Here is a 26,381-nt window from a genome sequence, read left to right on the forward strand (position 1 = left end):
ACCCCCACCGCCTTCGGTCCCGCCGGGCCGACGGCGTCCCAGCACTACCCCATTTCCAGGAGCGACCTTGTCCTTCAACGCCGCTGTTGCCCACAATTCCGCGCTGTTGCACGGCAACGACTTCCAGATCGAGCGGGTCCGGGCCATCGACCCGCTGGGCGCCGACGAGGCGTGCCTGCGGCTGCGCGAGATGAACGCGGCCGCCGACATCCCGGCTATAACCGCGGCCCTGCGCGGCCTGTTACCCGACGCCGAGTCCGCCCGCGGCTACGACATGGACACCTGTCTGGCCGTCATGCGCGATCTCGGCATGTTCCTCGGATCCCTGAAGCGGCACGGGGTGGAGCCGCTGGAGCTGGTACCGGAGGCCACCCCGCTGCTGCTCGACCTTGGTGTGCGCACCGACATGATCCCGCGCGACACCGTGCACCACTACTGCACCTGGAACCCCACCGATGACCGCCGCCGGATGTACACCGGCGACGAGCAGGAGGACCACCTGCAGAACTCGGTCCGGCTGGTGTTCCCGCACCTGCGGGCCGCCCTGGAGCTGGTGCACCTGCTGCGCGGCATCGAGCCGACCGACCCGAAGTTCGCCGTGCTGGTCGACGCGCTCGACCGCGAGCTCACGCCGATGGTCACCTCGATCGACGGCGTGCTCAAGAACGTCACCCCGAAGTTCTTCGCCACCGTGCTGCGGCCCTACTTCGAGGAGATCGACGTCGCGGGCCAGACCTACCTCGGCCCGGCCGCGGCGCAGGTCCCGCTGTGGCTGGTGGACGAGGTCGTCTGGGCCTCGGACCGCGGCGCCCCGGACTACCTGGACTTCCTGCACCACTCGGTGCCCTACAGCCTGCCCCGCTGGCGCGAGCTGCACGAGAGCTGGGTGGGCGCGCCGTCGCTGGTGACCCGGCTGCTGCAGGCGCACGCCGAGGAGGGCGACTCGCCGTGGACGGCGCCCACGCTGCGGGCCAGCGCGGTCGCGATCGCCCGGATGATGCGCACGATCGTGGTGTTCCGCGGCAGGCACCTGGGCATCGCCCGGCAGGCCTACCAGGAGGACCTGCGGCTCTACCCGGTCGGCAGCGGTGGCGCCAGCGTCGAGCTGCTGCGCGAGATCATCGACCTGACCAGGGAGAACTCGCAGCTGACCGCGCGGGTGGGCAAGCCGCGCGCGCACCCGGTCGAGGTGAGCGCGTGAGGATCACCATCGCAGGGGCCGGGATCGGCGGGCTCACCGCGGCGCTGAGCCTGCACGCCGCCGGGTTCGACGAGGTCACCGTGCTGGAGTCGGTGCCCGAGATCGCGCCGATCGGGGTGGGCCTGAACATCCTGCCCAACGCCATCCGGGAGTTCGACGAGCTCGGCGTCGCCGACCGGCTGCTCGAGGTGGCCGTGGCCACCGGCAGCCTGTCCTACTACAACCGGTTCGGCAGCCTGATCTGGAACGAGCCGCGCGGGATCGGCGCCGGGTACCGCTGGCCGCAGCTGTCCATCCACAGAGGACGGTTGCAGCGGGTGCTGCTCGACGTGGTGCGCGAACGGCTCGGGCCGGACGCGGTGGTGGCCGACTCGCGGGTGGTCGGCTTCGAGAACCGGGCCGCGGGCGGGGTCGACGCGCACGTGCTGCGCGGCGACGGGAGCACACGGACGGTCACTACCGACCTGCTGGTGGGCGCCGACGGCATCCACTCGGCGGTCCGCGCGGCCATGCACCCGTGCGACGGTGGTCCACAGTGGAACGGGCTGCTGGTCTGGCGGGGCAGTGCCTGGGCGCCGCCGTTCCTCGACGGCCGCACCATGGTCATCGCCGGGGACCGGGGCAGGCGCGCGGTGGTCTACCCGATGTCGGTCCCGTCGGCGCCGGGCGAGCCGGTGCTGATGAACTGGGCGGTCGCCCGCCGGGTCGAGGTCGGGACGGTCCCGGACCGGGCCGACTGGAACCGGCCCGCCGACCCGGAGCGGTTCCTGCCGCACTTCGCCGACCTGGTCTTCGACTGGCTCGACGTGCCCGCCCTGGTCCGCTCCGCCGACCGGGCGCTGGAGTACCCGATGGTCGACCGGGACCCGCTGCCGAGCTGGACCGCGGGCCGGGTCACCCTGCTCGGCGACGCCGCGCACGCGATGAACCCGATGGGCTCCAACGGCGGCACCCAGTCCATCGTGGACGGCCGGGTGCTGGCCAGGGCGCTGGTCGAGCACGCCGACCCCGACGACGCGCTGCTGGCCTACGAGAACGAGCGCCGACCGCCGATGACCGCGCTGCAGGAGGCCAACCGCCGGATGGGCCCCGAGGTGGTCATCGACCTGGCCGACGAGCGCGCCCCGGCGGGGTTCGCCGACGTGTGCGAGGTGTTCCCGCACGGCGAGCTGGCCCGGATCTCGGCGTCCTACGCCACCCTGGGCTCGTTCGACCCGGACACGGTCAACAGCAGGCCGAGCAACGCCGTCCAGCGCTGGGACACCCCGGCGTGACGGCGGGCGCGGTCACCGGTGGCGTCCTGCGGGTCGAGGTCTACTCCGACGTGTCCTGCCCGTGGTGCTACCTGGCCACCAGGTCCCTGCACGCGGCGGTGCGGGAGCTGGGCGAGGACCGGTTCGACGTCGTCGCGCACCCGTACCAGATCGACGGCGAGGAACCGGCGCGGCCGGTGCCGATGCTAGAGTTCCTGGCGGGCAAGTACGGCCAGGACAAGGCGCGCCGGATGAGCCAGGTGGTCACCGAGACCGGTGCGCGCCTGGGTGTCGAGTTCCGCAACGCCGAGGGATTCTCGGTCAACACGCTGCAGGCCCACCGTCTCTTGTGGATGGTCGACCGCGAGCACGGGTGGCGTGCCCGCGCGCAGGTCGAGCAGGGCTTGTTCGCCGAGTGGTTCACCCTGGCGGGCAACGTCGCCGACCCGGCGGTGCTGCTGCGCCACGCCGTGCGCGCCGGTGTCCCCGAGGCGCGTGCCGCCGCCTTCCTCGAGTCCGATGAAGACCTCGTCGCGGTGCGGGCGCGGATCGCGGCCACCCGCACCGAGGTGGCACTGGTCCCGACCGTCGTCGTCGGCGCCACCAGGGTCGAGCAGTACCAGTCCACAGAGGACTACCGAAGCGTTCTCCAGTCCCACCTCCCCACAGCCACATCGCGAAGGACAGCACTGTGAGCACTTCCCGACGCCGCTTCCTGATCGGCGCGACCGCGGGCACCGGGCTCGCGGTCGCGGGCACCGCCCTGCCCGCCATCGCCGAACCCATCGCCGGGCCCGCCGCCCAGCCCGTCACCGAGTCCGCCGCCGGTCTGGCACCGGCCCTGCGGGTCGGGCCCGGCGCGGGCCAGTACCCGGACCTGGTGCGCGGGGTCAACCTGCGCTGGGTCGGCAACCCCGACGAGGTGTGGGTCGCCCGCACCGCCGACGACGTCGTCGCCGCGGTCGGCTCGGCCCTGCGCACCGGCAGGCGGGTGGCGGTCCGCAGCGGTGGCCACTGCTTCGAGGACTTCGCCACCGGGGACGTCCGGGTGCTCATCGACGTCTCCGGGCTCGACACCGTGGACTACGACCCGGGCAGGCGCGCGTTCGCCGTCGGCGCGGGCGCGACCCTGGGCGAGGTGTACACCAAGCTCTTCAAGGGTTGGGGTGTGACGATCCCCGGTGGTTCCTGCCCCACCGTCGGGGTCGGCGGGCACATCGCGGGCGGCGGCTACGGGCCGCTCAACCGCCTGCACGGTCTGGTCGTCGACCACCTCTACGCGGTGGAGGTCGTCGTCGCGGGTCGGGACGGCCGCGCGCGCAAGGTGGTGGCCACCCGTGAGGCCGACGACCCGAACCGCGACCTGTGGTGGGCGCACACCGGTGGTGGCGGCGGCAACTTCGGCGTGGTGACGCGGTACTGGTTCCGGAGCAAGAACGCGGGCGGCTCCGACCCGACCGCGTTGCTGCCCAAGCCGCCGCGCGAACTGCTGGTGTCCACGGTGATCTGGCCGTGGGCGCGGCTCGACCAGGCCGCTTTCGTCCGCCTGGTGCGCAACTTCACCGGCTGGTTCGCCGCGAACAACGCGCCGGGTTCCCCGCTCGCCAGCGTCTACGCCCACCTCGCGACGTTCCACTCCTCGGGTGGCGCGGTCGCATTGAACGTGCAGATCGACGCTGGACTGCCCAACGCCGACCGTCAGCTCGATGCTTTCCTCGCCGCGGTGGACAACGGCGTCGGTGTGGCGCACCAGACTGTCGAGCGCTCCCGGCTGCCGTGGCTGCTGGGCACCCGCTGGTCCGGGTTCGCCGACCGGCCCACCGGCAAGCGGATCAAGGGCAAGTCCGCCATGCACCGCGGCGCGCTCAGCGAGCGCGCGGCGACGGCGCTCTACGCCAACCTGACCCGCGCCGACTACACCCACCCCGGCAGCGGCGTGCTCATCGCGCCCTACGGCGGCGAGGTGACCGCCGCCGCACCGGGCGCCACCGCGTCGGTGCACCGCGACAGCGCGATCACCCTGCTCTACGTCAGCGAGTGGACCGACCCCGCGCAGGACGGGCTGCACATCGACTTCCAGCGCAGGCTCTACCGCGACGTCTACGCCACCACCGGCGGCGTCCCGGTGCCCGGTGCCGAGACCAGTGGCGCGTACGTGAACTACGCCGACGCCGACCTGCTCGACCCGGCCTGGAACACCAGCGGCGTGCCGTGGTCCACTTTGTACTACCGGGACGCCTACCCCCGGCTGCTGGAGACCAAGGCGCGCTGGGACCCGAACAACGTGTTCCACCACCGGATGTCGATCGGCGGTGGCCGCCGATGAGCGTGCTCGACGGCATCCTCGACGGCGTGCGGGAGGACCTGCGCGACCGGATGGCCGAGGTCGACGTGCAGTACCTGTGCGGTCGCGCCGACGCCCGGGTCGACCGGCTCACGCCGAACGAGACCGTCGCGGCCCTGCGCGGCGACGGGGTTCGGGTCATCGCCGAGGTCAAGCGGAGCAGCCCGGCGCTCGGGTCGCTGGCCGCGATCACCGACCCGGCCGCGCTGGCCACCCAGTACGCCGCGGGCGGTGCGGCCGCGGTCAGCGTGCTCACCGAGGCGCGGCGGTTCAGCGGCAGCCTCGACGACCTCGCCGCGGTGCGCGCCGAGGTCGCGGTCCCGTTGCTGCGCAAGGACTTCGTGGTCCACCCCTACCAGGTGATCGAGGCCGCGGCCTACGGCGCCGACCTGCTGCTGCTGATCGTGGCCGCACTGTCCCAAGAGGATTTGGAACTGCTCATGCTGGAGGCCGACCACGCCGGGCTCGCGGTACTGGTCGAGGCGCACACCGAGGTCGAGGTGGTGCGCGCGGTGGACGCGGGTGCCCGGGTGATCGGGATCAACGCCCGTGACCTGACCACGTTGGAGGTGCACCGCGAGACCTTCGCCCGACTGGTCGGACACGTGCCCGCGGGTGTGGTCACGGTGGCCGAGTCGGGGATCCGCGACGGCGACGACGTGCGCGCCTACGTCGAGGCCGGTGCCGACGCGGTGCTGGTCGGCTCCGCCCTGGTGCGCAGCGACAACCCCGCCACCGCGGTCTCCGACCTGGTGTCCGCGGGCCGACGGGAGGGAACCCGATGACCACGACCCTGTCCAGCGGTTACCTGGAAGTGGTGACCGAGGCGTTCGCCAGCGGCCCAGCGCCCGACCGGGCCGGTCACTTCGGCCGGTTCGGCGGGCGGTTCATGCCCGAGGCGCTGATGAGCACGCTGGCCGAGCTGACCGCGGCCTACGACCACGCCCGCCAGGACGCGCTGTTCCACGCCGAGTTCGCCGAGCTGCTGGCGGGCTACGCGGGCAGGCCGAGCCTGCTCACCGACGCCACCCGGCTCTCCGCCGGGACCGGTGCCCGGCTGCTGCTCAAGCGCGAGGACCTCAACCACACTGGCTCACACAAGATCAACAACGTGCTGGGGCAGGCGTTGCTGGCCCGGCGGATGGGCAAGCGCCGGATCATCGCGGAGACCGGCGCGGGCCAGCACGGGGTGGCCACCGCCACCGCCTGCGCGCTGCTGGGCCTGGAGTGCGTGGTCTACATGGGCGCCGAGGACACCCGGCGCCAAGCGCTCAACGTGGCCAGGATGTCCGTGCTCGGCGCGACCGTGGTGCCGGTGGAGGTGGGCAGCCGCACCCTCAAGGACGCGATCAACGAGGCGCTGCGGGACTGGGTCACCAACGCCGACACCACGCACTACCTGCTCGGCACCGCCGCCGGGTCGCACCCGTTCCCGGCCATGGTCCGCGACTTCCACCGGGTCATCGGGGTGGAGGCCCGTCGCCAGGTCGGCGACCTGTGCGGCGGCCTGCCGGACGCGGTCGTGGCCTGCGTCGGCGGCGGGTCCAACGCCATCGGCGTGTTCCACCCGTTCCTCGACGACACCGGTGTCCGCCTCTACGGCATGGAGGCGGGCGGCGCCGGGGTGCACACCGACCGGCACGCCGCGTCGATCACCGGTGGTTCGGTGGGCGTGCTGCACGGCGCGCGCACCTTCCTGCTGCAGGACGAGTTCGGGCAGACCCAGGAGAGCCACTCCATCTCGGCGGGCCTGGACTACCCGGCCGTCGGGCCGGAGCACGCCCACCTGCACGACCTGGGCCGGGTCGCCTACCAGCCGGTCACCGACGACGAGGCGATGGCGGCCTTCCGGCTGCTGAGCCGGTCCGAGGGGATCATCCCGGCGATCGAGTCGGCGCACGCGGTCGCGGGCGCGCTGCGGCTGGCACCGGTGCTCGCCGCGGAGCTGGGGCGGGAGCCGGTGGTGCTGGTCTGCCTGTCCGGCCGCGGTGACAAGGACATGGCGACCGCGTCGGAGTACTTCGGACTGGAGGGGGACCGATGAGCGTGACACTGTCTGCTGTGGACAGTCTGGACAGCGTCCTGCGGGCCGCGCGGGCCGACGGCCGGGCCGCCCTGGTCGGCTACCTGCCCGCCGGGTTCCCCTCGGCCGAGGGGGCGGTGGCCGCCGCTCGCGCCATGGTCGAGGGTGGGGTGGACGTCATCGAACTCGGCCTGCCCTATAGCGACCCGGTGATGGACGGCCCGGTCATCCAGCGCGCCGCCGCCGCGGCGCTGGCAGGCGGGGCCACCACCGAGACGCTGTTCGACTCGGTCGCCGCGGTGGCCGAGACGGGTGTGCCGGTGCTGTGCATGACCTACTGGAACCCGGTGGAGCGCTACGGCGTCCGGCGCTTCGCCGAGCGGCTCGCCGCCGCGGGCGGGCACGGGCTGGTCACCCCGGACCTGATCCCGGAGGAGGCGGCGGGCGCGGGCTGGACCGAGGCGGCCACCGAGCACGGGCTGGCCCGGGTGCACCTGGTCGCACCGTCCTCTTCGGACAGCCGGGTCGCGCTGACGGCGGCGGCGTCGAGCGGCTTCGTCTACGCCGCCTCGATGATGGGCGTCACGGGCACCGGCCAGGCCGCCGGTGGCGCGGCGGCCGACCTGGTCGCCCGGGTGCGGGCCACCCGCGACATCCCGGTGTGCGTGGGCATCGGTGTGTCCACTCGGGACCAGGCGGCGGCGATCGGGCGGCACGCCGACGGGGTGATCGTCGGTGCGGCGTTCGTGCGCAGGCTGCTCGAGGCCGAGACCGAGGCGGCCGGTGTCGACGCGGTCCGCGAGTTCGCCGCCGACCTCGCCGCGGGCCTGCGGTCGAGCGGCTGACGGTGGCCGCCGCGCCCTTACCGGGCTCGCCGGGGTCAGCCCCCGGCGAGCTTGCCGGTGACCGTCACCCAGCGGTCCAGCACGGCCGCCGCGCGCCCGTCGTCGACGGCCGCGGCGGCTCGGGCCAGCCCGTCGGCCAGGCGCTCGGCGACCGGGCGGTCGTCGGGCGCCGCGACGGCCAGACCCGCTGCGGCCGAGAGCAGCACGGCGTCGCGGACCGGGCCGCGCGCGCCGGCGAGGAATTCCCTTGTCACAGCCGCGTTGTGGGCGGGGTCGCCACCGCGGAGCGCTCCCGCGGCGGCGCGGGGGATGCCGAGTTCGCGCGGGTCGAGCACCTCGACGCGCACAGCGCCGCCCGCGTGGGTGGACCACACCCGCGAGGTGTCGCTGACGGTCAGCTCGTCGAGGCCGTCGTCGCCGCGGAAGACCAGCGCGGACACACCGCGCTCGGCGAACACACCCCCCACCAGCGGTGCCACCCGCGCGTCGGCGACCCCGACCGCGGCGGCGCTGGGGGCAGCGGGATTGGTCAACGGGCCCAACAGGTTGAACACCGTGGGCACGCCCAACTGCTTGCGCACGGCCGAGGCGTGCCGCATCGCGGGGTGGAACACCGGGGCGAAGCAGAAGGCGATGCCCGCCTCGGCCAGCACCGGTGCCACGGTCTCGGCGGGCAGGTCGATCACCACGCCGAGCTCCTCGAGCAGGTCGGCCGACCCGCACGCCGAGGACGAGGAACGGTTGCCGTGCTTGACGACCGCGGCCCCGGCGGCGGCGGCCACCACCGCCGACATGGTCGAGACGTTGACCGTCGAGGCCAGGTCGCCACCGGTGCCGACGATGTCGAGCACCGGCCGGTCCACCGCCACCTGGCGGGCGTGCGCGCGCATCGCCCGGACCAGCCCGGCCACCTCCGCGACCGTCTCGCCCTTGGCCCGCAGCCCCACCAGCAGCCCACCGAGCCGGGCCTCGCCCGCGCGACCCGACATCACCTCCGACATCGCCCACTCGGTGAGCTCGCCGTCGAGGTCGGCACCCCCGGTCAGCGCCGACAGGATCGTCGACCACCGGGCGCGCGTCGATTCCAGCCCTGATTCCTCGGGTGCCACCGGATTCTCCATTCCCCGCAGTTGGACCCAGATTCGCAGCCACGTCGGGTGTGGGCCAAGTCCACTCCGGGGGAAATGCAGCAGACCATTTCCCGCGGTGCGCGGACGGCGCCGCGACCTTATTAGCCGAAAGGGGAGAACAACGGATGTCCGCCATGCTGCCGCTGGTCGTCGACCGGGAGTCGCCGCGCCCGATGACCGTGCAGATCCAGACCGCGATCCGCGACCGCGTCCTCGACGGCACCCTGCACCCGGGCTCCCGGCTGCCCTCGAGCAGGCACCTGGCCCTCGACCTCGGCGTCTCGCGCAGCGTGGTGGTGCAGGCCTACGAGCAGATGATCGCCGAGGGCTACCTGCGCGCCGAGCAGGGCTCGGGCACCCGGGTGGCCACCCACCTGCCCAGCCGCGGAGCCGCGGACGACCCGCGACCGGCCGCACCGCCGCAGGCCGTCCGGTTCGACCTGCGCGCCGCGGCCACCGGCATGGCGCTGTTCCCCCGGCGGGAGTGGTTGCTGGCCTACCAGAACGCGGTCCGCTCGGTGCACCACAGCCCGATGGCCCGACCCGCGCCCCTGGGCGTCGGCGACCTGCGCGTCGCACTCGCCTCTTACCTCGGCCGAGTCCGGGGCGTACGCGCGGGCGGCGCGGACGTCGTGGTCTCCGGGGGCACCGCGCACACCCTCGGTACGGTCTGCGCCGCCCTGCGCGACCTGGGAATCGATCACCTCGCCGTGGCCAACCCCGGCGACCAACGACACGTGGTCGCCGCCGCCCGGGCAGGCGCCCGGCTCATCCCGGTACCGGTCGACGCACACGGCCTGGACGTCGAGGCACTGGCCCGCACCGGCGCGCGGGCGGTGCTGGTCAACCCGGTCGCCCAAGTACCAACCGGCGCCGCGCTGTCCCCGACCCGCCGCGACGCGCTGCTGCGCTGGGCCGAGTCGGTGGACGGCTGGGTGATAGAGCACGACCCGGACGGACACCTGTGGCTCGGCCGGGGAAGCGGTCCCCTGGCCCTGCAACGACTCGCACCGGACCGCGTGGTCTACGCGGGCTCGACCAGCGGCATGCTCGGCCCCTGCCTGCGACTGGGCTGGTTCGTGGCCCCGCCACGACTGCGCGCGGCAATCGAGCGCGCGCCCGCGGGCGGCTTCGCGGAGCCGGATTCCCTCACGCAGCTGGCATTCGCCGAGTTCGTGGATCGCGGCTTGCTGGACCAGCACGTCCGCCAACTGCGGGGAACCCACCGGGCTCGTCGAGCGGCACTGCGCGCTGCTGTCGCGGTGCACCTGCCCGGGTCGGTGGTGCTGGGGGTGGAGGTTGGGACGCACGCTTATGTGCCGTTGTTACCTGGAACGGACGATGTCCGGTTGGCGGCGTTGGCCCGGGCGCGATCGGTGCTGGTGGATACGGGAAGGCAGTACCACCTTGACCGTGGCCGGGCGGAGCCTGCGCTGGTGATCGGGTACGGGGCGGTTGAGCACAGCAGGCTGGCCGAGGCTGTCGCGATCCTGGGTGGGTTGCGGGAGAGTCGGTTGGCCTCTGCTGGGTGAGCTGCTCTTCCCGTGCTCCCGTGCTCCCGTGTGTTTTCCCCTGAATCCCCTACGCCAATTGTCACGACGGGCGGGAGGCGGTTGTCAAGGCGGGAAAGATGCCTTGACAACCGCCTCCCGCCCGTGTTTTGGCTGCGTATGGAATGCAGGGGGCGGGGTGGTCTGGGGGTGGGTGTGTTGGGGCCTGCTGCGGTTGGGGTGGGGGGCGGGGGAGTTGAGGCCATCGCAGGTCCGGCCGGTAATGGTCGGCCGAGGAGGTTGACTGGCACTGCTGGAGGTCGTTGGAATGCCTGAACACGCTGCGCATCGGATAGTCGTTCGCTGTTCTCGCCAGCTCCGGCTGCCGCGGTCGCCAACCTGGCCTCGCCCCCAGACCACTCCCGCCCCTGCATTCCATACGCAGCCAAAACACGGGCTGTATCCCTTTGTCAAGGCATCTTTCCCGCCTTGACAAAGGGATACAGCCCGTAGTGATAATTGGCGTAGGGGATTCAGGGGAAACACGCGGGAAGCGCGGGCGCAGGCTCAGACAACAGCCAAGCCCAGGAAGTTGGCCAGCATCGCCGAGCCCTTCACCGTCGTGATGCTCTCCGGGTGGAACTGCACCCCCTGCACCGGCAACGACCGGTGCCGCAACCCCATCAGATAACCGTCATCCAACGAGCGAGCGGTGCCGATCAGTTCGTCAGGCAGCGGCTCATCGACGACGATCGAGTGGTATCGGGTCACCACGAGCTGGTCCGGCAGGCCCTCGAACACTCCCTGTGCGTCGTGGTCGATCACGCTGGTGCGGCCGTGCATGAGGTTGTCCGCCAGCCGGACTGCGCCGCCGAAGGCGAGGGCGATCGCCTGGTGTCCCAGGCAGACGCCGAGCAGCGGTACCTCGCCGGCGAAGTGGTGCACCAGGTCGACGTGGCCGGAATCGGCCGGGTGGCCGGGGCCGGGGCCGAGCACGACCGCCGACGGGTTCAGCGCGGCCAGCTCGTCGGGGGTGCGGGTGCCCGAGCGCACGACGGTGGTCGGCACCCCCAGCTCGCGCAGGTACTGGTCGATGATGTGGACGAAACTGTCGTAGGCGTCCACCAGCAGTACGGTCACCTGAGCTCCGCTCCGGTCAGCGCCCAGTAGCCAGCGCCCATCTTGGCCAGGGTCTCGTCCCACTCCGCCGCCGGGTCCGACAGCGCGACCACGCCGGCCGAGCTCTGCGTGGAGTAGGTGCCGTCCGGGGACTGGACGATCGTGCGGATGCACAGCGCCAGCTCGGAGAAGCCGCGCGGGTCGATCAGGCCGATCGCGCCCGCGTACGGGCCGCGCCTGCGGACCTCGATGCCGTCGATGATCTGCATCGCCCGCACCTTCGGCGCGCCGGTCATCGTGCCCGCCGGGAAGGTCGCGCACAGCGTGTCCCACACGTCCATGCCCGCCGCGAGCTCGCCGGAGACGGTGGAGACCAGGTGGAACACGTGGGAGAACGCCTCGACCGCCATCAGCTCGTCCACCGCCAGGGTGCCCGGGCGGCACACCCGGCCGATGTCGTTGCGGCACAGGTCGACCAGCATCACGTGCTCGGCCTGCTCCTTGACGCTGGCCACCAGCTCCTTGATCCGGCGCTCGTTGTCCACGCCGGTCGGGTCGCGGCGGGTGGTGCCCGCGATCGGCCGCATCACGATGCGCCCGCCGCGCACGCGGAAGTGCAGTTCCGGGCTGGCGCCGATCAGGGTCGTGCCCGCCTGCCGGGTCAGGTACATGTACGGCGAGGGGTTGCGGCTGCGCAGCCGTCGGTAGACCGCGAGCGGCGTGAGCGGGGTTCGCACGTCGATCCGGTGCCCGACCTGGATCTGGTAGACGTCGCCGATCCGCACGTGGTGCAGGCAGCGCTTCACCCAGTCCAGGAACGTGTCCCGGTCGACGGTGTCCTCGACCGACTCCGGCGGGGGAGCGGGCGGGACGCCGACGGGCTCGGCGGTGAGCTCGCGCAGCCAGTCGGCGCCGCGCGGGGTGGGCAGGTCCGGGCCGGCCGCGGTGATCACGGTGGGGGTGCTCCCGTCCCGCTCGAACCACACCGTCTGCTGGTAGAGGGTGACGGTGACGTCGGGGGTGCTCGGGGCCGAGGTCCGCTCGGGCAACTCCTCCATCAGGGCCGCCGCGTCGTAGCCCACCGAGGTCAGGAACCCGAAGGCGAAGCGGTCGGCCGGGATGTCGGTGGTGACGTCGAAGGCGTCCATGGCGGTGCGCAGCAGGTCCCACACCGCGGCGGCGTTCGGCGGGCCGCCGCGGCCGGTGTGCCAGTCGCAGTGCGCGCGCAGGGCCGCGGCGGCGGCGCCGTCGCCGGAGACCTCGACCCGGTCGCCGGTCACCGTGATCTCGGCCAGCCTGCCGAACCCGACGACCGTCGGCGCCGGGTCGTCCACCGAGTGCAGGTCCTCCAGCAGGAAGACCTCGTCGGCGCCCAGCCGCTCGCGCAGCGCGGCGTAGAGCGCGAGCGCGTCCGGTGCCCGCGGCGCGACGGCCGCGGCGGTGACGACCACCGGTGGTCGAGGTGGTGTGGACATGGCGCCCCCCGCATTCCATTCGCGTGAACCAGGTCCACGGCAGTGAACCAGGCACCGGGGAAATGCGGCCAGACCATTTCCCGACCCGCTGACCGGACCACTCGGCGAACTCATTGCGGCCCGTTCACCGGATGTGCTGACCTGGTGGTGAAATCGAACACCGGCTCCCGTGCCCCGCGCACCTCGGCGAAAAGGTCGTCATGAATTCCGAACTGCTGGAACTCGCCCCGGAGTCCTGGCGGGGACTGCCCGCCGCCCACCAGCCGCAGTGGCCCGACGCCGCCGCGCTGGCCGAGGTGGTGCGCAGGCTCGGCGCCGCCCCCGGCCTGGTCACCGCGGCCGAGTGCGACGACCTGCGCGACCGGCTCGGCGCGGTGGCCCGCGGCGAGGCGTTCGTGCTGCAGGGCGGCGACTGCGCGGAGACCTTCGACGGCGTCGGCCCGGAGGCGATCCGCAACAAGCTCAAGACCCTGCTGCAGATGGCCGTCGTGTTCACCTACGCGGGCTCGGTGCCGGTGGTCAAGATCGGCCGGATCGCCGGGCAGTACGCCAAGCCGCGGTCCAACCCGGTCGAGACGGTCGACGGCCGCACCCTGCCGGTGTACCGCGGCGACGCCGTCAACGGCCTGCCGTTCGAGGCCGCCGCGCGCACCCCGGACCCCGAACGGCTGTGGCGGGTCTACGAGTCCTCCGCGCGCACCCTGGAACTCGTGCGCTCCTACACCCACGACGGCTACGCAGGTCTGGACCAGTTGCACCGCTGGAACCGCGACTTCGTGGCCGCCTCACCCGCGGGCGCGCGCTACGAGGAACTCGCCTACGAGATCGACAAAGCGCTGCGGTTCATGCGCGCCTGCGGCGCTCAGCCCGCGGAGCTGCGCTCGGTGGAGCTGTTCGCCAGCCACGAGGGCCTGCTGCTCGACTACGAGGGCGCGCTCACCCGGGTCGACCCGGCCTCCGGCGGCCACTACGCGACCAGCGGCCACATGCTGTGGGTCGGCGAACGCACCCGCGCCCTCGACGGCGCCCACATGGCCTACTTCGCGGGCATCGACAACCCCATCGGCGTCAAGCTCGGCCCGGGCACGACGCCGGAGCAGGTCGTCGGCTACGTCGAGCACCTCAACCCCGACCGGGTGCCGGGCAGGCTGACGTTCATCACCAGGATGGGCGCGGGCGCGGTCCGCGATCGCCTACCCGCCCTGGTATCGGCCGCCGAGTCGGTGTCGGCCGGGGTGGTGTGGGTGTGCGATCCCATGCACGGCAACACCTTCACCGCGCCCAGCGGCCACAAGACCCGGCTCTTCGCCGACATCCTGGCCGAGGTGCGCGGGTTCTTCGACGTGCACCGCGCACTGGGCACCCACCCCGGCGGCGTGCACGTCGAGTTCACCGGGGACGACGTCACCGAGTGCGTCGGCGGCGGCAACGAGATCCTGCTCGACGACCTGCTCGGCCGCTACGAGTCCGCCTGCGACCCCCGGCTCAACCGCAGCCAGTCGCTGGACCTGGCCTTCGAGGTCGCCGAACTCCTCTGAGTCCCCAGCCGTGGGTGCGGTGATCGCCGCACCCACGGCCCCGCCCCACTGTCTGGCGATGTTCGCGGAGCGGGATCGACAATCTGTCTCATGTGGACAGTCATCAGTGCCCGCTCGATCAGCCGCCGCCCGCCGCCGATTCCAGCGCGAGTGAACGCAAGAACGCGGCCTGGTCGACCATCGTGTTCACCGGGAGGTCGGTGAAGTAGCCGACCTCCTCGGTCTGCTCGGAGCTACCGGGCACACCCTCGACGATGTCGGCGGCGAACACGATCCCGACCGGCCACCCGCGATAACCCCCGTCGTGCAGGTGTGGGTATTCGACGTAACCGAGCTGCTCGCCCACCGCCACCACGACACGCAGCTCGTTCAGCGCGACCCGCCGCACGGCCGCCGTCAGCGATTCCCCGAAGTACACCGTTCCGCCGGGCAGGTGCCACTGCCCCAGACAGGGTTCGATACCCCGCTTGGTCAACAGGATCCCCGCGTCGGTCCGGACGAGCACCTCGACCGCGAGGCGCGGTACCCGGCCGTAGATCTCATCGAACTGGCTCCGCGACAGCGGAAACGCCCCATCGGCCGACATGGCGCCAGGCTAGCAGGGCCCCGCATCGCGACTCGATCCTTCGCCGACCTCGCCCTCCGCCACCGGGCGGCGGGATCGAGGCCGGGCCCGCCCCGACGCGCGAACCCGGTAACGGGCACGATGGTGTGGTCGACACCATGGGTGAACCGCCGAGGAGGAACGCGAGTGGACGTGCGCCGCACCCGGACCCTGCTGATCGGTGCGCTGCTGGTAGGGGCCGCGGTAACGGGCTGCGCGCCGGTCCGGGGCACGGCCGTGCCCGCACCCGGCCCGACCGCGGGCAGGCAGTCCAGCTCGCGCAACCCCACCACCACCGGTTCGAGGCAGTCCACCAGACCGAGCGTCCCGTCCACCATCTCACGCCCCACGAGCTCCCGGACCAGCGGCGGCCCGACGTCCACGCCGACCACCGGCCCCACCGCCGTCGTACGGGCGTACTTCGACGCGATCAACGCGCGCGACTACCGCCGGGCATGGGACATCGGTGGCAAGAACACCGGCAAACCATACGCGGACTTCGCCGCAGGCTTCGCCACAACCGATCACGACGTCATCACCATCCAATCGGTGAACGGCCCCACGGTGACCGCCACCCTCACCGCCCACCAAACCGATGGAACCCAGAAGACCTTCCAGGGCACCTACACCGTCACCGGCGACACCATTACCCGCTTCGAGGTCCGGGCCACCGGCTGACAGTCCACTAGGGACACTGCGGTATCGACCAAGGCGCCCGGCTCCAGTCGCGATCAACTCCCAAGCCCGCTGCGCGACCTCGGCCCCACCCGCCAAACCTCAGCGGAGAGACACACCCCGCTGGTACCGCAACCAAAGGCCGCCCACCACCACCACCACCACCACCCCGCCCACTCACTCACCCACCCACCCAACCGCAGCGGATAGCCCGACACCTCTGGTACGCAACAAGATCCCGCCCCCGCCGGTACCGCAGCGGTGAGGCCGACCACGCTGGAACGCAACACCCGCTACGGATGCTCGATCTAGTGGACTCGCTTCGTGTGGGGGAGGAGTACCGCTAAACTTGACCGGTGGTGGGGAATGCCCTTCACCCGCCCTTTTTTCGCCACCGCGGTGCTCTAGGGGCCCCGCGCGAAGTGAGTTCACTAGATCGAGCCCCCGCTCTTACCCGGGCAACGAAGACGGCAACGCCGAAGCGAGCCCAAGCCCACGCTCGAAACCCAGGCCAGGCGTCACAACAAGCCGAGCCCCCCGAGCCAGGTCCACATGCAGACTGTCGGTGCTCGCGCTTATCGTGGTCCCACCTGGACCCAACGCCGAGGAGCACCAGCACCATGACCACGCTGAGCGACCGCCCGAACACCGCCCTGCTGATCATCGACGTCCAGAACGACGTCGTGGCCGCCGCCCACGACCGCGACGGCGTCATCGCCAACATCGCCACCCTGGTCGACCGGGCGCGGGCGAAGGACGTCCCGGTCGTCTGGGTCCAGCACTCCGACGCGGGCATGCCCAGGGATACCGAGGGCTGGCGCTACGTCCCCGAGCTCACGCAGGGGGAGTCGGAGCCGGTGGTGCACAAGCACTACGGCGACTCCTTCGAGGACACCGACCTGGAGTCCATCCTCGCCGCGGCCAAGGTCGGCCACCTGGTCGTCGCGGGCGCCCAGACCGACGCCTGCATCCGCTCCACCCTGCACGGCGCCGTGGTCCGGGGCTACGACGCCACCCTGGTCAGCGACGCCCACACCACCGAAGACCTCAGCCAGTGGGGCGCCCCCGCTCCCGACAAGGTCATCGCCCACACCAACCTCTACTGGCAGCACCACAACGCCCCCGGCCGCAACGGCGGAACAACCACCACCGACACCGTCGACTTCGGCTGACCCCAGCCGCTCACTCCCACTTCCAGTCACAGGCGGGAGGATGTGAAAGGGGCGGGTGGGGACGGAAAGTGGGAGATTCCTGCGGGGTGGGAACAAAGTAGGGATGCCGCAGGTGGAGAAAGAACGTGGGGGTACCCGCGGGTGGGAAACGTAGGTGGGATGCCCGCAGGTCGAGAAGGAAGGTGGGGAAGCACGAGGGAGAAAGAAGAGCAGGGGCACGCGGAGATCCGCAACCACCCGTCAAGCCGCAGCGGTCAGGCCGGCCACGCTGCTACGCAACGCCCGCTACGGATGCTCGATCTAGTGGACTCGCTTCGTGTGGGGGAGGAGTGCCGCTAAACTTGCCGTGTGGTGGGGAATGCCCTTCACCCGCCCTTTTTTCGCCACCGCGGTGCTCTAGGGGCCCCGCGCGAAGTGAGTTCACTAGATCGAGCCCACGCTTGTAACTCGGGCAACGAAGACGGCAACCCCCGGCCCAGGCAACGAAGAAGCGATCAAGCGCAACGGTGCGCTCAGCGCACACCACAGGTCGCGGTCAGCCATGGACCCCAGACCAGGACAATCCTACGGTCCACTCCCACCCCCCGACGGGAGAACCGAGCATGGCGGACCTACCGGCCTGGCAAGCACTCAACCCCCAAGACCGCGTCAACCGCCTCTCGACCACCATCAAGAGCGCCGAGTCCTCCGCCCACGGCGACTGGATCAGCGTCACCTCCGATACCTCCCACGGCCCAGGCGTCCTCGCCGGTGTCCCCTTCTCCGTCAAGGACAACATCGACGTCCGCGGCTTCGCCACCACCGCGGGCAGCCGGTTGCTCGACGACACCCCGGCGACCGCCGACGCCAGTGTCGTGAGTGTCCTGCGGGACGCCGGGGCGGTGGTCGTCGGCAAGGCGAACCTGCACGAGCTCGCGTTCGGCATCACGAGCAACAACGGGGCGTTCGGCCCGGTGCGCAACCCGGTGGACCCGGCTCGGTCGGCTGGGGGGTCGAGTGGCGGCAGCGCGGTCGGGGTCGCCCTCGGTGTCGTGCCGTTCGCCCTGGGAACCGACACCGGTGGCTCGGTGACGATCCCGGCGTCGTTCTGCGGTGTGGTCGGGTTTCGCCCGTCCACCGGCCGTTACGCCGGTGACGGTGTGGTGAACCTGTCCACTAGCCGCGACACCATCGGTGTCCTCGCGCGCACGGTGCGCGACATCAGCACCGTCGACGAGGTCATCACCGGCGAGCCCGCCGCCCCCGAGTCTGTCGCGGGTCTGCGGATCGGGTTGCCGCGCAGCCGTTTCCGGGACCTCGACCCGGAGGTCGCGCGGGTCGTCGCCGACTTCCTGTCCACAGTGGAGCGAACAGCGCGACTGGTCGAACTGGACCTGGCCGATGACATCGAGGTGGGCGCGGGCAACGACCTGGTGTTCTTCGAGGCGCCACACCTGCTCGCCCGCCGGGTGCGGGTCGAGCGGGCGCGGTGGCTGGAGCGGATCGCCTCCCCGGACGTCCGGGCCCTGGTCGAGTCGATGTGCTCGGCCCCGATCACCCCCGACGCCTACCAGGCCGCCCGGGCCGCCCGCTGGCGGTTGCGGCGCACCTACGCCGAGGCGTTCCGCCGGGTGGACGTCATCCTGAGCCCCACCTGCCCGGTGCCGCCGCCGCTGCTCGGCGAGGACGACGTGATCACCCTCAACGGCAGGCAAGTCCCCGTCTTCCCGACCGTCACCCGCAACGTCAGCCCCGGCACGGTCGCGGGTCTCCCGATGCTCTCGCTGCCCGCGGGCAGCACCTCGACCGGTCTCCCGGTCGGCGTGCTCCTGGAAGCCCACCCGTTCGCGGACACCCGACTGCTGCGCGTCGCGGAGACCCTCGGGCACTCCTGACCAGCGTCACCGGTCCCGGCTCACCCGGTGGTGGATCACCAGCAGCACGACGCACAGCAGCGTCACCCCACCGGCGACCATCCGCGTCGTCAGGTCGATCCCCATCGGGAACCCGATCGAGTTGATCGCCGCGCTGACCACCAGCACCGACCACAGCGCCCCCGGGATGACCGCCCCGCGCCGGTGGTCCTTGTCCACACCACTCTGATTTCCCATGGCTCGAACCTACGAACGCCCGCCCGCCCCGACGATCCCCCGGACTACCCGATCGCGGGTGGTGCCAGCGCTACCGCGCCGCCGTGTCCAGGGCCTACTCGGGTGTCAGCGCGGTGTCCGCCGTTGTCAGAGTCGCGTCACCCGTTGTCCGAGTCCGACTGACCGCGAGTGCGGCTCGCTCAGCGCCGACTACCGTGCCGACTGGTTTTCGCCATCCGGCGTTTACCTGGTCAGCCGCGTCGTAGGGTGCGCCTGTGTGGTCTGGCCGTCCCCGGGCGCGCCCGGGGACGGGCGGTGTGGTCCGGCTCGCCTTTTGTCGGGTCTCCACAACGCAACGGGTCCGGCATGCGCGGGGTGGGACATTGGAGTACTCGGCGGTAGTCCACCATGGTGTTAGGCAGGTGCAGGGTGACGCTCCGGGACTCGGACGTCGCCTTCTGTGTGTTCGGGTACTTGGGAGGCTCAGCCGGTGTTCAGTCGTGTCGCCATCGTCAACCGTGGTGAGGCCGCGATGCGGCTCATCCACGCCGTCCGGGACCTCTCGGCGGAAACCGGGACGCGGATCGAGACGGTCGCCCTCTACACCGACGCCGACCGGACCGCGACCTTCGTGCGGGAGGCCGACGACGCCTACCTGCTCGGCCCCGCCTCGGCGCGGCCCTACCTCGACCACGCCGTGCTGGAGCGCGCGCTGGTGGAGACCGGGGCCGACGCGGCGTGGGTCGGCTGGGGGTTCGTCGCCGAGGACCCGGCGTTCGCCGAGCTGTGCGAGAAGGTCGGGGTCACCTTCGTCGGGCCGAGCGCGGACGCGATGCGCAAGCTCGGGGACAAGATCGGCGCGAAGCTGATCGCCGAGGAGGCCGGGGTCCCGGTCGCGCCGTGGAGCCGCGGCGCGGTCGCCACCCTTGAGGACGCGCTGCGCGCGGGCAACGAGATCGGCTACCCGCTGATGCTCAAGGCCACCGCGGGCGGCGGCGGGCGCGGTATCCGGATGGTCGCCTCCGACGCCGACCTGGCCGAGGCCTACGAGCGCACCAGCCAGGAGGCGTTGCGCGCCTTCGGTTCCGGTGTGCTGTTCCTCGAGCGGCTGGTCACCGGCGCCCGGCACGTCGAGGTCCAGGTGATCGCCGACGGCCAGGGCACCGCGTGGGCGCTGGGCGTGCGCGACTGCTCGGTGCAGCGGCGCAACCAGAAGATCATCGAGGAGTCCGCCTCCCCGGTGCTCTCCCCGGCGCAGACCGCCGAGCTCAAGGCCTCGGCCGAGCGGCTGGCGCTGGCGGTGGACTACCGCGGCGCGGGCACCGTCGAGTTCCTCTACCACCCGGGCGAGCAGCTGTTCGCCTTCCTCGAGGTCAACACGCGGCTGCAGGTCGAGCACCCGATCACCGAGATCACCACCGGCACCGACCTGGTCAAGCTGCAGCTGCACGTCGCCGGTGGCGGCAAGCTCGAGGGCCCGCAGCCGGTGGAGAGCGGCCACGCCGTCGAGGCGCGGCTCAACGCCGAGGACCCCGACCGCGACTTCGCCCCCTCGCCCGGCCGGATCACCCGGCTGGCCCTGCCCGCGGGCCCCGGCATCCGGGTCGACACCGGGGTCAGCGAGGGCGACGGCATCCCGGCCGACTTCGACTCGATGATCGCCAAGATCATCGCCTACGGCCGCGACCGGGACGAGGCACTGGCCCGGCTGCGCCGCGCGCTGGCCGAGACCACCGTGATCATCGAGGGCGGCGCGACCAACAAGAGCTTCGTGCTCGACCTGCTCGACCAGCCCGAGGTGATCGACGCCAGCGCCGACACCGGCTGGATCGACCGGGTGCGCGCCCAGGGCCGCCTGGTCGGCCACCGGCACTCCGCGATCGCGCTGGCCGCGGCCGCGATCGAGGCCTACGAGGACGAGGAGGAGGTCAGCCGCCAGCGGCTGCTGGCCACCGCGCACGGCGGCAGGCCGCAGGTGCAGCACGAGAGCAGCCGCCCGCTGGACCTCAAGCTGCGCGGCGTCGGCTACCGGGTGAGCGTGGCCAGGGTCGGCCAGCAGCGGTTCCGCGTCGGCGTCTCCGGCGGCGGGGACGTGCACGCCGCCGACGTCGAGGTCGAGCGGTTCGACGCGCACAGCGGCCGGATCGTGGTCAACGGGCAGCGGTTCCGGCTGGTGTCGGCCACGCACGGCCCGATCCACCTGGTCGAGGTCGACGGCGTCACCCACCGGGTCAGCCGCGACGAGGGCGGCGTCGTCCGCTCGCCCGCGCCCGCGCTGGTCGTGGCGACGCCGCTGGCGGTCGGCGACGAGGTCGACGCCGGTGCGCCGATCCTGGTGCTGGAGAGCATGAAGATGGAGACGGTGCTGCGCGCGCCGTTCCGCGCCCGGGTGCGCGAGTGCCCGGTGTCGGTGGGCAGCCAGGTCGAGACCGGCACCCCGCTGATGCGCCTCGAGCCGCTCGCCGACGACGCCGCCGAGGCCGAGGCCGCGGGCCCGGCCGAGACCGTCGAGATCGACCTGCCCGCGGAGCGGGTGGGGGCGTCGGCGGCCGAGCGGGTCGAGCGCGGTCTGCAGGACCTGCGCGGCCTGCTGCTGGGCTTCGACGTCGACCCGCACGACCGCGGCCGGGTGCTGGCCGGGTACCTGGCCGCCCGGGCCGAGCTGGGCGGGCGGCCGCTGCCCGGCGAGCTGGACCTGCTCACGGTGTTCGCCGACCTGTCCGAGCTCAGCCGCAACAAGCCCGGCGGCGAGCTCGACGTCGAGCCGGGCAGCCCGGTGCACAGCCCGCGCGAGTACTTCCACAGCTACCTGCAGAGCCTCGACGTCGAGCGCGCGGGCGTCACCGAGGGCTTCCAGGCCCGGCTGCGCCAGGTGCTCGCCCACTACGGCGTCACCGACCTGGACCGCACACCGGAGCTGGAAGCCGCGGTCTTCCGGATCTTCCTGGCCCAGCAGCGGATGTCGACCCACGTCGCGGTCGTCTCGGAGCTGCTGCGCCAGTGGCTGGCCGGCGTGCCGCCGCTGGAGTCGCTCAGCGAGCGCGCCGGGCTCACCCTGGAGCACCTGGTCGAGGCCACCCAGGTGCGCTTCCCCGCGGTGTCGGACCTGGCCCGCGGGCTGGTGTTCCGCTGGTTCGCCCAGCCGCTGCTGCGCCGCAACCGGGCCAAGGTCTACGTCGCGGTCCGCGACGAGCTGCGCCACCTCGACCGGCACCCGGACGCGCCGGACCGGGCCGAGCGGATCCAGGCCATGGTGGCCAGCGCCGAGCCGCTGGTGCGGCTGGTCGGCCAGCGGATCGGGCGCCCCGGCCGCGACCACGCGCCGCTGCTGGAGGTGCTGACCCGCCGCTACTACGGCAACCGCGGGCTCTCCGAGGTCACCGCCCGGGAGGTCGCGGGCTGCCGGTTCGTCACCGCCGAGCACACCGGCTCGAACGGTGTCACGCGCGTGGTCACCACCGCGGTCGACATCGCCGCCCTGCCCGCCGCGATCGGCGCGGTGGGCGAGTTCGCCGCCGACGTCGCCGAGCGCGGGCTGGTCGCCGACCTCTACGTCACCTGGGAGGACCAGCCCGACGCCGACGCGATGGCGGTCCGGCTGGGCGAGCTGCTGGCCGCGCACCCGCTGCCCGCGGGCGTCCGCCGGATCACCACCACCATCGCGGGCACCAGCGGCGCGGTGATGCACCACCACTTCAGCTTCCGCCCGGACGGCGCGGGCTTCGTCGAGGACCGGCTGATCCGCGGCCTGCACCCGCAGATCGCCCAGCGCCTCCAGCTGCAGCGGCTGCGCGAGTTCGACCTCACCCGGCTGCCCTCCGCCGACGAGGAGATCTACCTGTTCAAGGGCGTCGCGCGCAGCAACCCGGCCGACGAGCGGCTCTTCGCGATGGGCCAGGTCCGCGACCTGACCCCGTTGCGCGAGGCCGACGGCAGGCTGGTCGCGCTGCCCGCGGTGGAGGACGCGATCACCGCGTGCCTCGACGCGATCCGCAACATCCAGGCGCAGCGCCCGCAGAACAAGCGCTTCGACACCAACCGGATCATGATGTACGTCTGGCCCGCGACCGAGCTGACCACCGAGGAGCTCAACACGCTGGTCCAGCGCATCCTGCCGACCTCGGCGGGCGCCGGGCTGGAGGAGGTCCAGTTCCTCGCCCGCAGGCGCACCACCGCGGGTGAGCTGACCGAGGTCTCCGTGCGGATCACCCTCGACCCGGGCAACGGCGCGCGCCTGCTGGTCGGCGAGCCGTCCACCGAACCGGTCCAGCCGCTCGACGACTACCGCCAGAAGGTCCTGCGCGCGGCCCGCCGCGGCAACACCTACCCCTACGAGCTGACCGGCCTGCTCGCCGGGCACAGCGGGGTGTTCACCGAGCACGACCTCGACGAGCACGGCGTGCTGGTCCCGGTCGACCGGCCGAAGGGCAAGAACACCGCCGCGATCGTGGCGGGCGTGGTCACCACACCGACCGAGCGCTACCCCGAGGGCGTCACCCGCGTGGTGCTGCTCGGCGACCCGACCAAGGCGCTGGGCGCGCTCTCGGAGCCGGAGTGCTCCCGGGTGATCGCGGCGCTGGACCTCGCCGAGCGCGAGCGCGTCCCGCTGGAGTGGTTCGCGCTCTCGGCGGGCGCCCGGATCTCGATGTCCTCGGGCACCGAGAACATGGACTGGGTCGCCGCCGCGCTCAAGCGGATCGTCACCTTCACCCAGGCGGGCGGCGAGATCAACATCGTGGTCGCGGGTATCACCGTCGGCGCCCAGCCGTACTGGAACGCCGAGGCCACGATGCTCATGCACACCAAGGGCATCCTGGTCATGACACCGGACTCGGCGATGGTGCTCACCGGCAAGCAGTCGCTGGACTTCTCCGGCGGCGTCTCGGCCGAGGACAACTTCGGCATCGGCGGCTACGACCGGGTGATGGGCCCCAACGGCCAGGCGCAGTACTGGGCCCCGGACCTGCCCGCCGCCCGCGAGGTGCTGATGGCGCACTACGACCACACCTACGTGGTGCCCGGCGAGACCACCCCGCGCAAGGCCGACACCAACGACCCGGTCGACCGCGACGTCTCCGACTTCCCGCACGCGATCGTCGGCAGCGACTTCGCCACCGTCGGCCAGATCTTCTCGGTGGAGCACAACCCGGACCGCAAGAAGCCGTTCGACATCCGCACGGTGATGCGCGCCCTGTCCGACCAGGACCACCCGGTCCTGGAGCGCTGGGCGGGCATGGCCGACGCGGGCACCTCCGCGGTCCAGGACGTGCACATCGGCGGCTGGCCGGTCTGCCTGATCGGCATCGAGTCCCGCGCCGTCCCGCGCCGCGGGTTCCCCCCCACCGACGGCCCGGACACCTACACCGCGGGCACGCTGTTCCCCCGGTCGTCGAAGAAGACCGCCCGGGCGATCAACTCGGCGTCGGGCAACCGCCCGCTGGTCGTGCTGGCCAACCTGTCCGGCTTCGACGGCTCCCCGGAGTCGATGCGCAAGCTGCAGCTGGAGTACGGCGCCGAGATCGGCCGGGCCATCGTCAACTTCGACGGCCCGATCGTCTTCTGCGTCATCTCCCGCTACCACGGCGGCGCCTTCGTGGTGTTCTCCAAGGCGCTCAACCCGAACATGACGGTGCTCGCCCTGGAGGGCTCCTTCGCCTCGGTCCTCGGCGGCGCCCCAGCGGCCGCCGTCGTCTTCTCCGGCGACGTCAACAACCGCACCGCGACCGACCCCCGGGTGACCGAGCTCCAGACCCAGGTCGCGGCAGCCGAGGGCGCGGAACGAGCGGCCCTCAACGCCCGACTCGCCGAGGTCCAGTCCACCGTCCGAGCCGAGAAACTCGGCGAGGTCGCCGCCGAGTTCGACCGCGTCCACAGCATCCAGCGCGCGGTGGAGGTCGGTTCGGTGGACACGATCATCAGCGCGGCGGAGCTGCGGCCGAGGATCATCGAGGCAATCGAACACGGCATGAAGCAGTAGCGCGGGAAGAGCGCCAACACGGCTCCCTGACTCGGAAGCGAACCGGCCGCAGCCCCTCTGCGGCCGGTTCGCCACTTGAAGCATTCGCACTCCGAACCTCCCGCCCGACGCGCGCACCGGGTCTATTTACAGTAGGACCAGTCGAGGCCAAAGGCCTTCCCGCACAACGGAAGCCGCACCAGGCAGCCAGAGCGCACCCGCTGACCAGCCCTCCCCCTGCATTCCATACGCAGCCAAACCCAGACAGGCCGTAGTCACACTTGGCGTAGGGAATCCAGGGCCGGAAAGGCCCAGTACCAGAAAAGCCCAAGGCCGAGAACCAAGGCCCAAAGCCCAAGGCGTCAAACAGAAGCAGCCAGCTCTTCAAGCACGGAAACAAAGATCCGACGCCGTTCAGCGGGCACCGAGCGCAGGAACTCGGCCTCCATCTCCCGGATACCCTCCCGGCAAGCAGCCACCAGCGACCGTCCCGCCTCGGTCAACGACACCACCCGGTTCCGTCGGTCCGCCGGGTCGGCTGTCCGCGTCACCAGCAGCCCGGCCTCGAGCCGGTCCAGGATCGGGATGAGCCGGGTCTTGTCCCGCCGGACCGCCGCCGCCAGTTCCGCCTGGGTCGGGGCCGCGCCGGACTCCAGTGCGCCGAGGACCACGTAGTCCCACATCTCCAGGCCGTGCGCGCGCAGGATCGGTTCCTCGGCCGCCACCATCGCCCGGGTCAGGCGCGCGAACGACGCCCCGAGGTCGTGTCGCTGTGTCATGGCGAGACGATATCGCTTGACCAATCGTCTACTAGCGCAGATCATCTACCTATGCAGATCATTCTGGACCTCCACCGCCGGTCCGTCGAGGCGATCCAGCCGATCATCGCGCGGATCCGCCCCGCCGACCTCGGCCGCCCGACCCCGTGCGTGGGCTGGGATCTCCGCGCGCTGCAGGCCCACATGATCGGCCAGGACCACGGTTTCGCCACGGCGGTGGCCGCGGATGTCCCGGTCGAGGCGTTCGCACCCCGGGAGCCGTCCCTCGCGGCCCACCGGGCGAGCTGTGACCGGGTGGTCGAGGCGTTCGCCGCCGCCGACCCGACCCGGCACGTGCTCTTGGCCGAGTTCGAGAACCGCCGGTTCCCGCTGCGGACCGTCGTCGGCTTCCACCTGCTCGACACCCTGGTGCACGGCTGGGACGTCGCCGCCGCCCTCGGCACCGAGGTCGACTACGGCGGCGAACTCCTCGCCGCCGTCCACACCCAGGCCGAACTCGTCCCCGGCGGCCCCGCCCGCACCGGGCCGGGGGCCGCGTTCGCCCCCGGCCTCCCGATCGCGGGGACGTCGACCGGGTGGACGCGCACGCTCGCGTTGCTGGGCCGCGACCCCCGGTGGACCGCGGGAACCCCGAACCACCACTGATCGCGCGCGAGCGCGACAAAACCGGTGGGCCCGCGTGCTGAGGGGTCACGCGGGCCCACCGAC

At 72.2% G+C, this 26,381-nt stretch carries 20 protein-coding genes; 14 read left to right on the forward strand and 6 right to left on the reverse strand.

Annotated features, from left to right (window positions below):
* The first annotated feature begins 67 nt into the window (after window positions 1-67).
* The 7 genes from QSK30_RS30185 to trpA are packed head-to-tail and all read left to right on the forward strand — an operon-like array spanning window position 68 to window position 7,666.
* Window positions 68-1,201: a monodechloroaminopyrrolnitrin synthase PrnB family protein gene (locus QSK30_RS30185; protein ID WP_285508050.1), complete on the forward strand. Its 1,134-nt coding sequence runs from the start codon at window positions 68-70 to the stop codon at window positions 1,199-1,201.
* Window positions 1,198-2,475 (forward strand): flavin-dependent oxidoreductase, encoded by a 1,278-nt coding sequence (locus QSK30_RS30190; RefSeq protein ID WP_285508051.1) that lies wholly within the window; start codon window positions 1,198-1,200, stop codon window positions 2,473-2,475. Before QSK30_RS30185 ends, QSK30_RS30190 begins: the two co-directional genes overlap by 4 nt.
* Window positions 2,472-3,149, forward strand: coding sequence for a DsbA family oxidoreductase (locus QSK30_RS30195; RefSeq protein WP_285508052.1), 678 nt, complete (start codon window positions 2,472-2,474; stop codon window positions 3,147-3,149). The genes QSK30_RS30190 and QSK30_RS30195 overlap by 4 nt, the downstream gene beginning before the upstream one ends.
* Window positions 3,146-4,780 (forward strand): FAD-binding oxidoreductase, encoded by a 1,635-nt coding sequence (locus QSK30_RS30200; RefSeq protein WP_285508054.1) that lies wholly within the window; start codon window positions 3,146-3,148, stop codon window positions 4,778-4,780. The genes QSK30_RS30195 and QSK30_RS30200 overlap by 4 nt, the downstream gene beginning before the upstream one ends.
* Window positions 4,777-5,583, forward strand: coding sequence for an indole-3-glycerol phosphate synthase TrpC (trpC, locus tag QSK30_RS30205; protein WP_285508056.1), 807 nt, complete (start codon window positions 4,777-4,779; stop codon window positions 5,581-5,583). The genes QSK30_RS30200 and trpC overlap by 4 nt, the downstream gene beginning before the upstream one ends.
* Window positions 5,580-6,842, forward strand: a complete 1,263-nt coding sequence (gene trpB / locus QSK30_RS30210) for a tryptophan synthase subunit beta (protein WP_285508058.1) — start codon at window positions 5,580-5,582, stop codon at window positions 6,840-6,842. The genes trpC and trpB overlap by 4 nt, the downstream gene beginning before the upstream one ends.
* Before the next feature lie 17 nt (window positions 6,843-6,859).
* Entirely contained in the window at window positions 6,860-7,666 is an 807-nt protein-coding gene (gene trpA, locus QSK30_RS30215) for a tryptophan synthase subunit alpha (protein ID WP_502871909.1), read from the forward strand.
* Window positions 7,667-7,701: 35 nt separating this feature from the next.
* Here trpA and trpD read toward each other — a convergent pair whose 3' ends face one another.
* Window positions 7,702-8,775, reverse strand: a complete 1,074-nt coding sequence (trpD, locus tag QSK30_RS30220) for an anthranilate phosphoribosyltransferase (RefSeq protein WP_285508061.1) — start codon at window positions 8,773-8,775, stop codon at window positions 7,702-7,704.
* Window positions 8,776-8,921: 146 nt separating this feature from the next.
* On the opposite strand from trpD, the gene QSK30_RS30225 reads away from it, so the two are divergent.
* A complete protein-coding gene (locus tag QSK30_RS30225; protein ID WP_285508062.1) occupies window positions 8,922-10,328 on the forward strand; it encodes an aminotransferase-like domain-containing protein in 1,407 nt (468 codons plus the stop codon).
* Window positions 10,329-10,853: 525 nt separating this feature from the next.
* On the opposite strand, the gene QSK30_RS30230 is transcribed toward QSK30_RS30225, so the two are convergent.
* The gene (locus QSK30_RS30230; protein ID WP_285508064.1) at window positions 10,854-11,426 is read right to left on the reverse strand and encodes an anthranilate synthase component II; all 573 of its coding nucleotides are present in this window, start codon (window positions 11,424-11,426) and stop codon (window positions 10,854-10,856) included.
* Window positions 11,423-12,880, reverse strand: coding sequence for an anthranilate synthase component I family protein (locus QSK30_RS30235; RefSeq protein WP_285508065.1), 1,458 nt, complete (start codon window positions 12,878-12,880; stop codon window positions 11,423-11,425). Before QSK30_RS30235 ends, QSK30_RS30230 begins: the two co-directional genes overlap by 4 nt.
* 200 nt (window positions 12,881-13,080) lie before the next feature.
* Between QSK30_RS30235 and QSK30_RS30240 the strand changes: the two genes are divergently transcribed.
* Window positions 13,081-14,418, forward strand: a complete 1,338-nt coding sequence (locus QSK30_RS30240; protein ID WP_285508066.1) for a class II 3-deoxy-7-phosphoheptulonate synthase — start codon at window positions 13,081-13,083, stop codon at window positions 14,416-14,418.
* A gap of 118 nt (window positions 14,419-14,536) precedes the next feature.
* On the opposite strand, the gene QSK30_RS30245 is transcribed toward QSK30_RS30240, so the two are convergent.
* A complete protein-coding gene (locus QSK30_RS30245) occupies window positions 14,537-15,004 on the reverse strand; it encodes an NUDIX hydrolase (protein WP_285508067.1) in 468 nt (155 codons plus the stop codon).
* Window positions 15,005-15,169: 165 nt separating this feature from the next.
* Between QSK30_RS30245 and QSK30_RS30250 the strand changes: the two genes are divergently transcribed.
* From QSK30_RS30250 to QSK30_RS30260, 3 genes are all read left to right on the forward strand, one after another.
* Entirely contained in the window at window positions 15,170-15,700 is a 531-nt protein-coding gene (locus tag QSK30_RS30250) for a hypothetical protein (RefSeq protein WP_285508069.1), read from the forward strand.
* 617 nt (window positions 15,701-16,317) lie between these two features.
* Window positions 16,318-16,869 carry an isochorismatase family protein gene (locus QSK30_RS30255; RefSeq protein WP_285508071.1) on the forward strand — a complete coding sequence of 184 codons (552 nt, stop codon included), beginning with the start codon at window positions 16,318-16,320 and terminating at the stop codon, window positions 16,867-16,869.
* Window positions 16,870-17,471: 602 nt separating this feature from the next.
* Entirely contained in the window at window positions 17,472-18,743 is a 1,272-nt protein-coding gene (locus tag QSK30_RS30260) for an amidase family protein (RefSeq protein ID WP_285508072.1), read from the forward strand.
* Between the two features lie 6 nt (window positions 18,744-18,749).
* Here the strand turns inward: QSK30_RS30260 and QSK30_RS30265 are convergent, their stop codons facing one another.
* Complete coding sequence (locus tag QSK30_RS30265) at window positions 18,750-18,959, reverse strand: hypothetical protein (RefSeq protein ID WP_285508074.1); 210 nt, start codon at window positions 18,957-18,959, stop codon at window positions 18,750-18,752.
* A 469-nt stretch (window positions 18,960-19,428) separates the two neighbouring features.
* Between QSK30_RS30265 and QSK30_RS30270 the strand changes: the two genes are divergently transcribed.
* Window positions 19,429-24,915, forward strand: a complete 5,487-nt coding sequence (locus QSK30_RS30270) for an ATP-binding protein (protein WP_285508076.1) — start codon at window positions 19,429-19,431, stop codon at window positions 24,913-24,915.
* 341 nt (window positions 24,916-25,256) lie between these two features.
* On the opposite strand, the gene QSK30_RS30275 is transcribed toward QSK30_RS30270, so the two are convergent.
* Entirely contained in the window at window positions 25,257-25,673 is a 417-nt protein-coding gene (locus QSK30_RS30275) for a MarR family winged helix-turn-helix transcriptional regulator (RefSeq protein WP_285508078.1), read from the reverse strand.
* A gap of 51 nt (window positions 25,674-25,724) precedes the next feature.
* Here QSK30_RS30275 and QSK30_RS30280 point away from each other — a divergent pair, with 51 nt between their 5' ends.
* On the forward strand, window positions 25,725-26,318 hold the full coding sequence (locus QSK30_RS30280; protein ID WP_285508079.1) for a TIGR03086 family metal-binding protein: 594 nt from the start codon (window positions 25,725-25,727) through the stop codon (window positions 26,316-26,318).
* Window positions 26,319-26,381: the final 63 nt, after the last annotated feature.

Source organism: Actinokineospora sp. NBRC 105648, from assembly GCF_030269645.1.
GTDB lineage: Bacteria > Actinomycetota > Actinomycetes > Mycobacteriales > Pseudonocardiaceae > Actinokineospora.

Coding starts and splice junctions, on each gene's coding strand:
- trpC (WP_285508056.1), top strand. CDS start 4,777: ATGAGCGTGCTCGACGGCATCCTCGACGGCGTGCGGGAGGACCTGCGC.
- trpB (WP_285508058.1), top strand. CDS start 5,580: ATGACCACGACCCTGTCCAGCGGTTACCTGGAAGTGGTGACCGAGGCG.
- QSK30_RS30225 (WP_285508062.1), top strand. CDS start 8,922: ATGTCCGCCATGCTGCCGCTGGTCGTCGACCGGGAGTCGCCGCGCCCG.
- QSK30_RS30235 (WP_285508065.1), bottom strand. CDS start 12,880: ATGTCCACACCACCTCGACCACCGGTGGTCGTCACCGCCGCGGCCGTC.
- QSK30_RS30240 (WP_285508066.1), top strand. CDS start 13,081: ATGAATTCCGAACTGCTGGAACTCGCCCCGGAGTCCTGGCGGGGACTG.
- QSK30_RS30245 (WP_285508067.1), bottom strand. CDS start 15,004: ATGTCGGCCGATGGGGCGTTTCCGCTGTCGCGGAGCCAGTTCGATGAG.
- QSK30_RS30255 (WP_285508071.1), top strand. CDS start 16,318: ATGACCACGCTGAGCGACCGCCCGAACACCGCCCTGCTGATCATCGAC.
- QSK30_RS30260 (WP_285508072.1), top strand. CDS start 17,472: ATGGCGGACCTACCGGCCTGGCAAGCACTCAACCCCCAAGACCGCGTC.
- QSK30_RS30265 (WP_285508074.1), bottom strand. CDS start 18,959: ATGGGAAATCAGAGTGGTGTGGACAAGGACCACCGGCGCGGGGCGGTC.
- QSK30_RS30275 (WP_285508078.1), bottom strand. CDS start 25,673: ATGACACAGCGACACGACCTCGGGGCGTCGTTCGCGCGCCTGACCCGG.
- QSK30_RS30280 (WP_285508079.1), top strand. CDS start 25,725: ATGCAGATCATTCTGGACCTCCACCGCCGGTCCGTCGAGGCGATCCAG.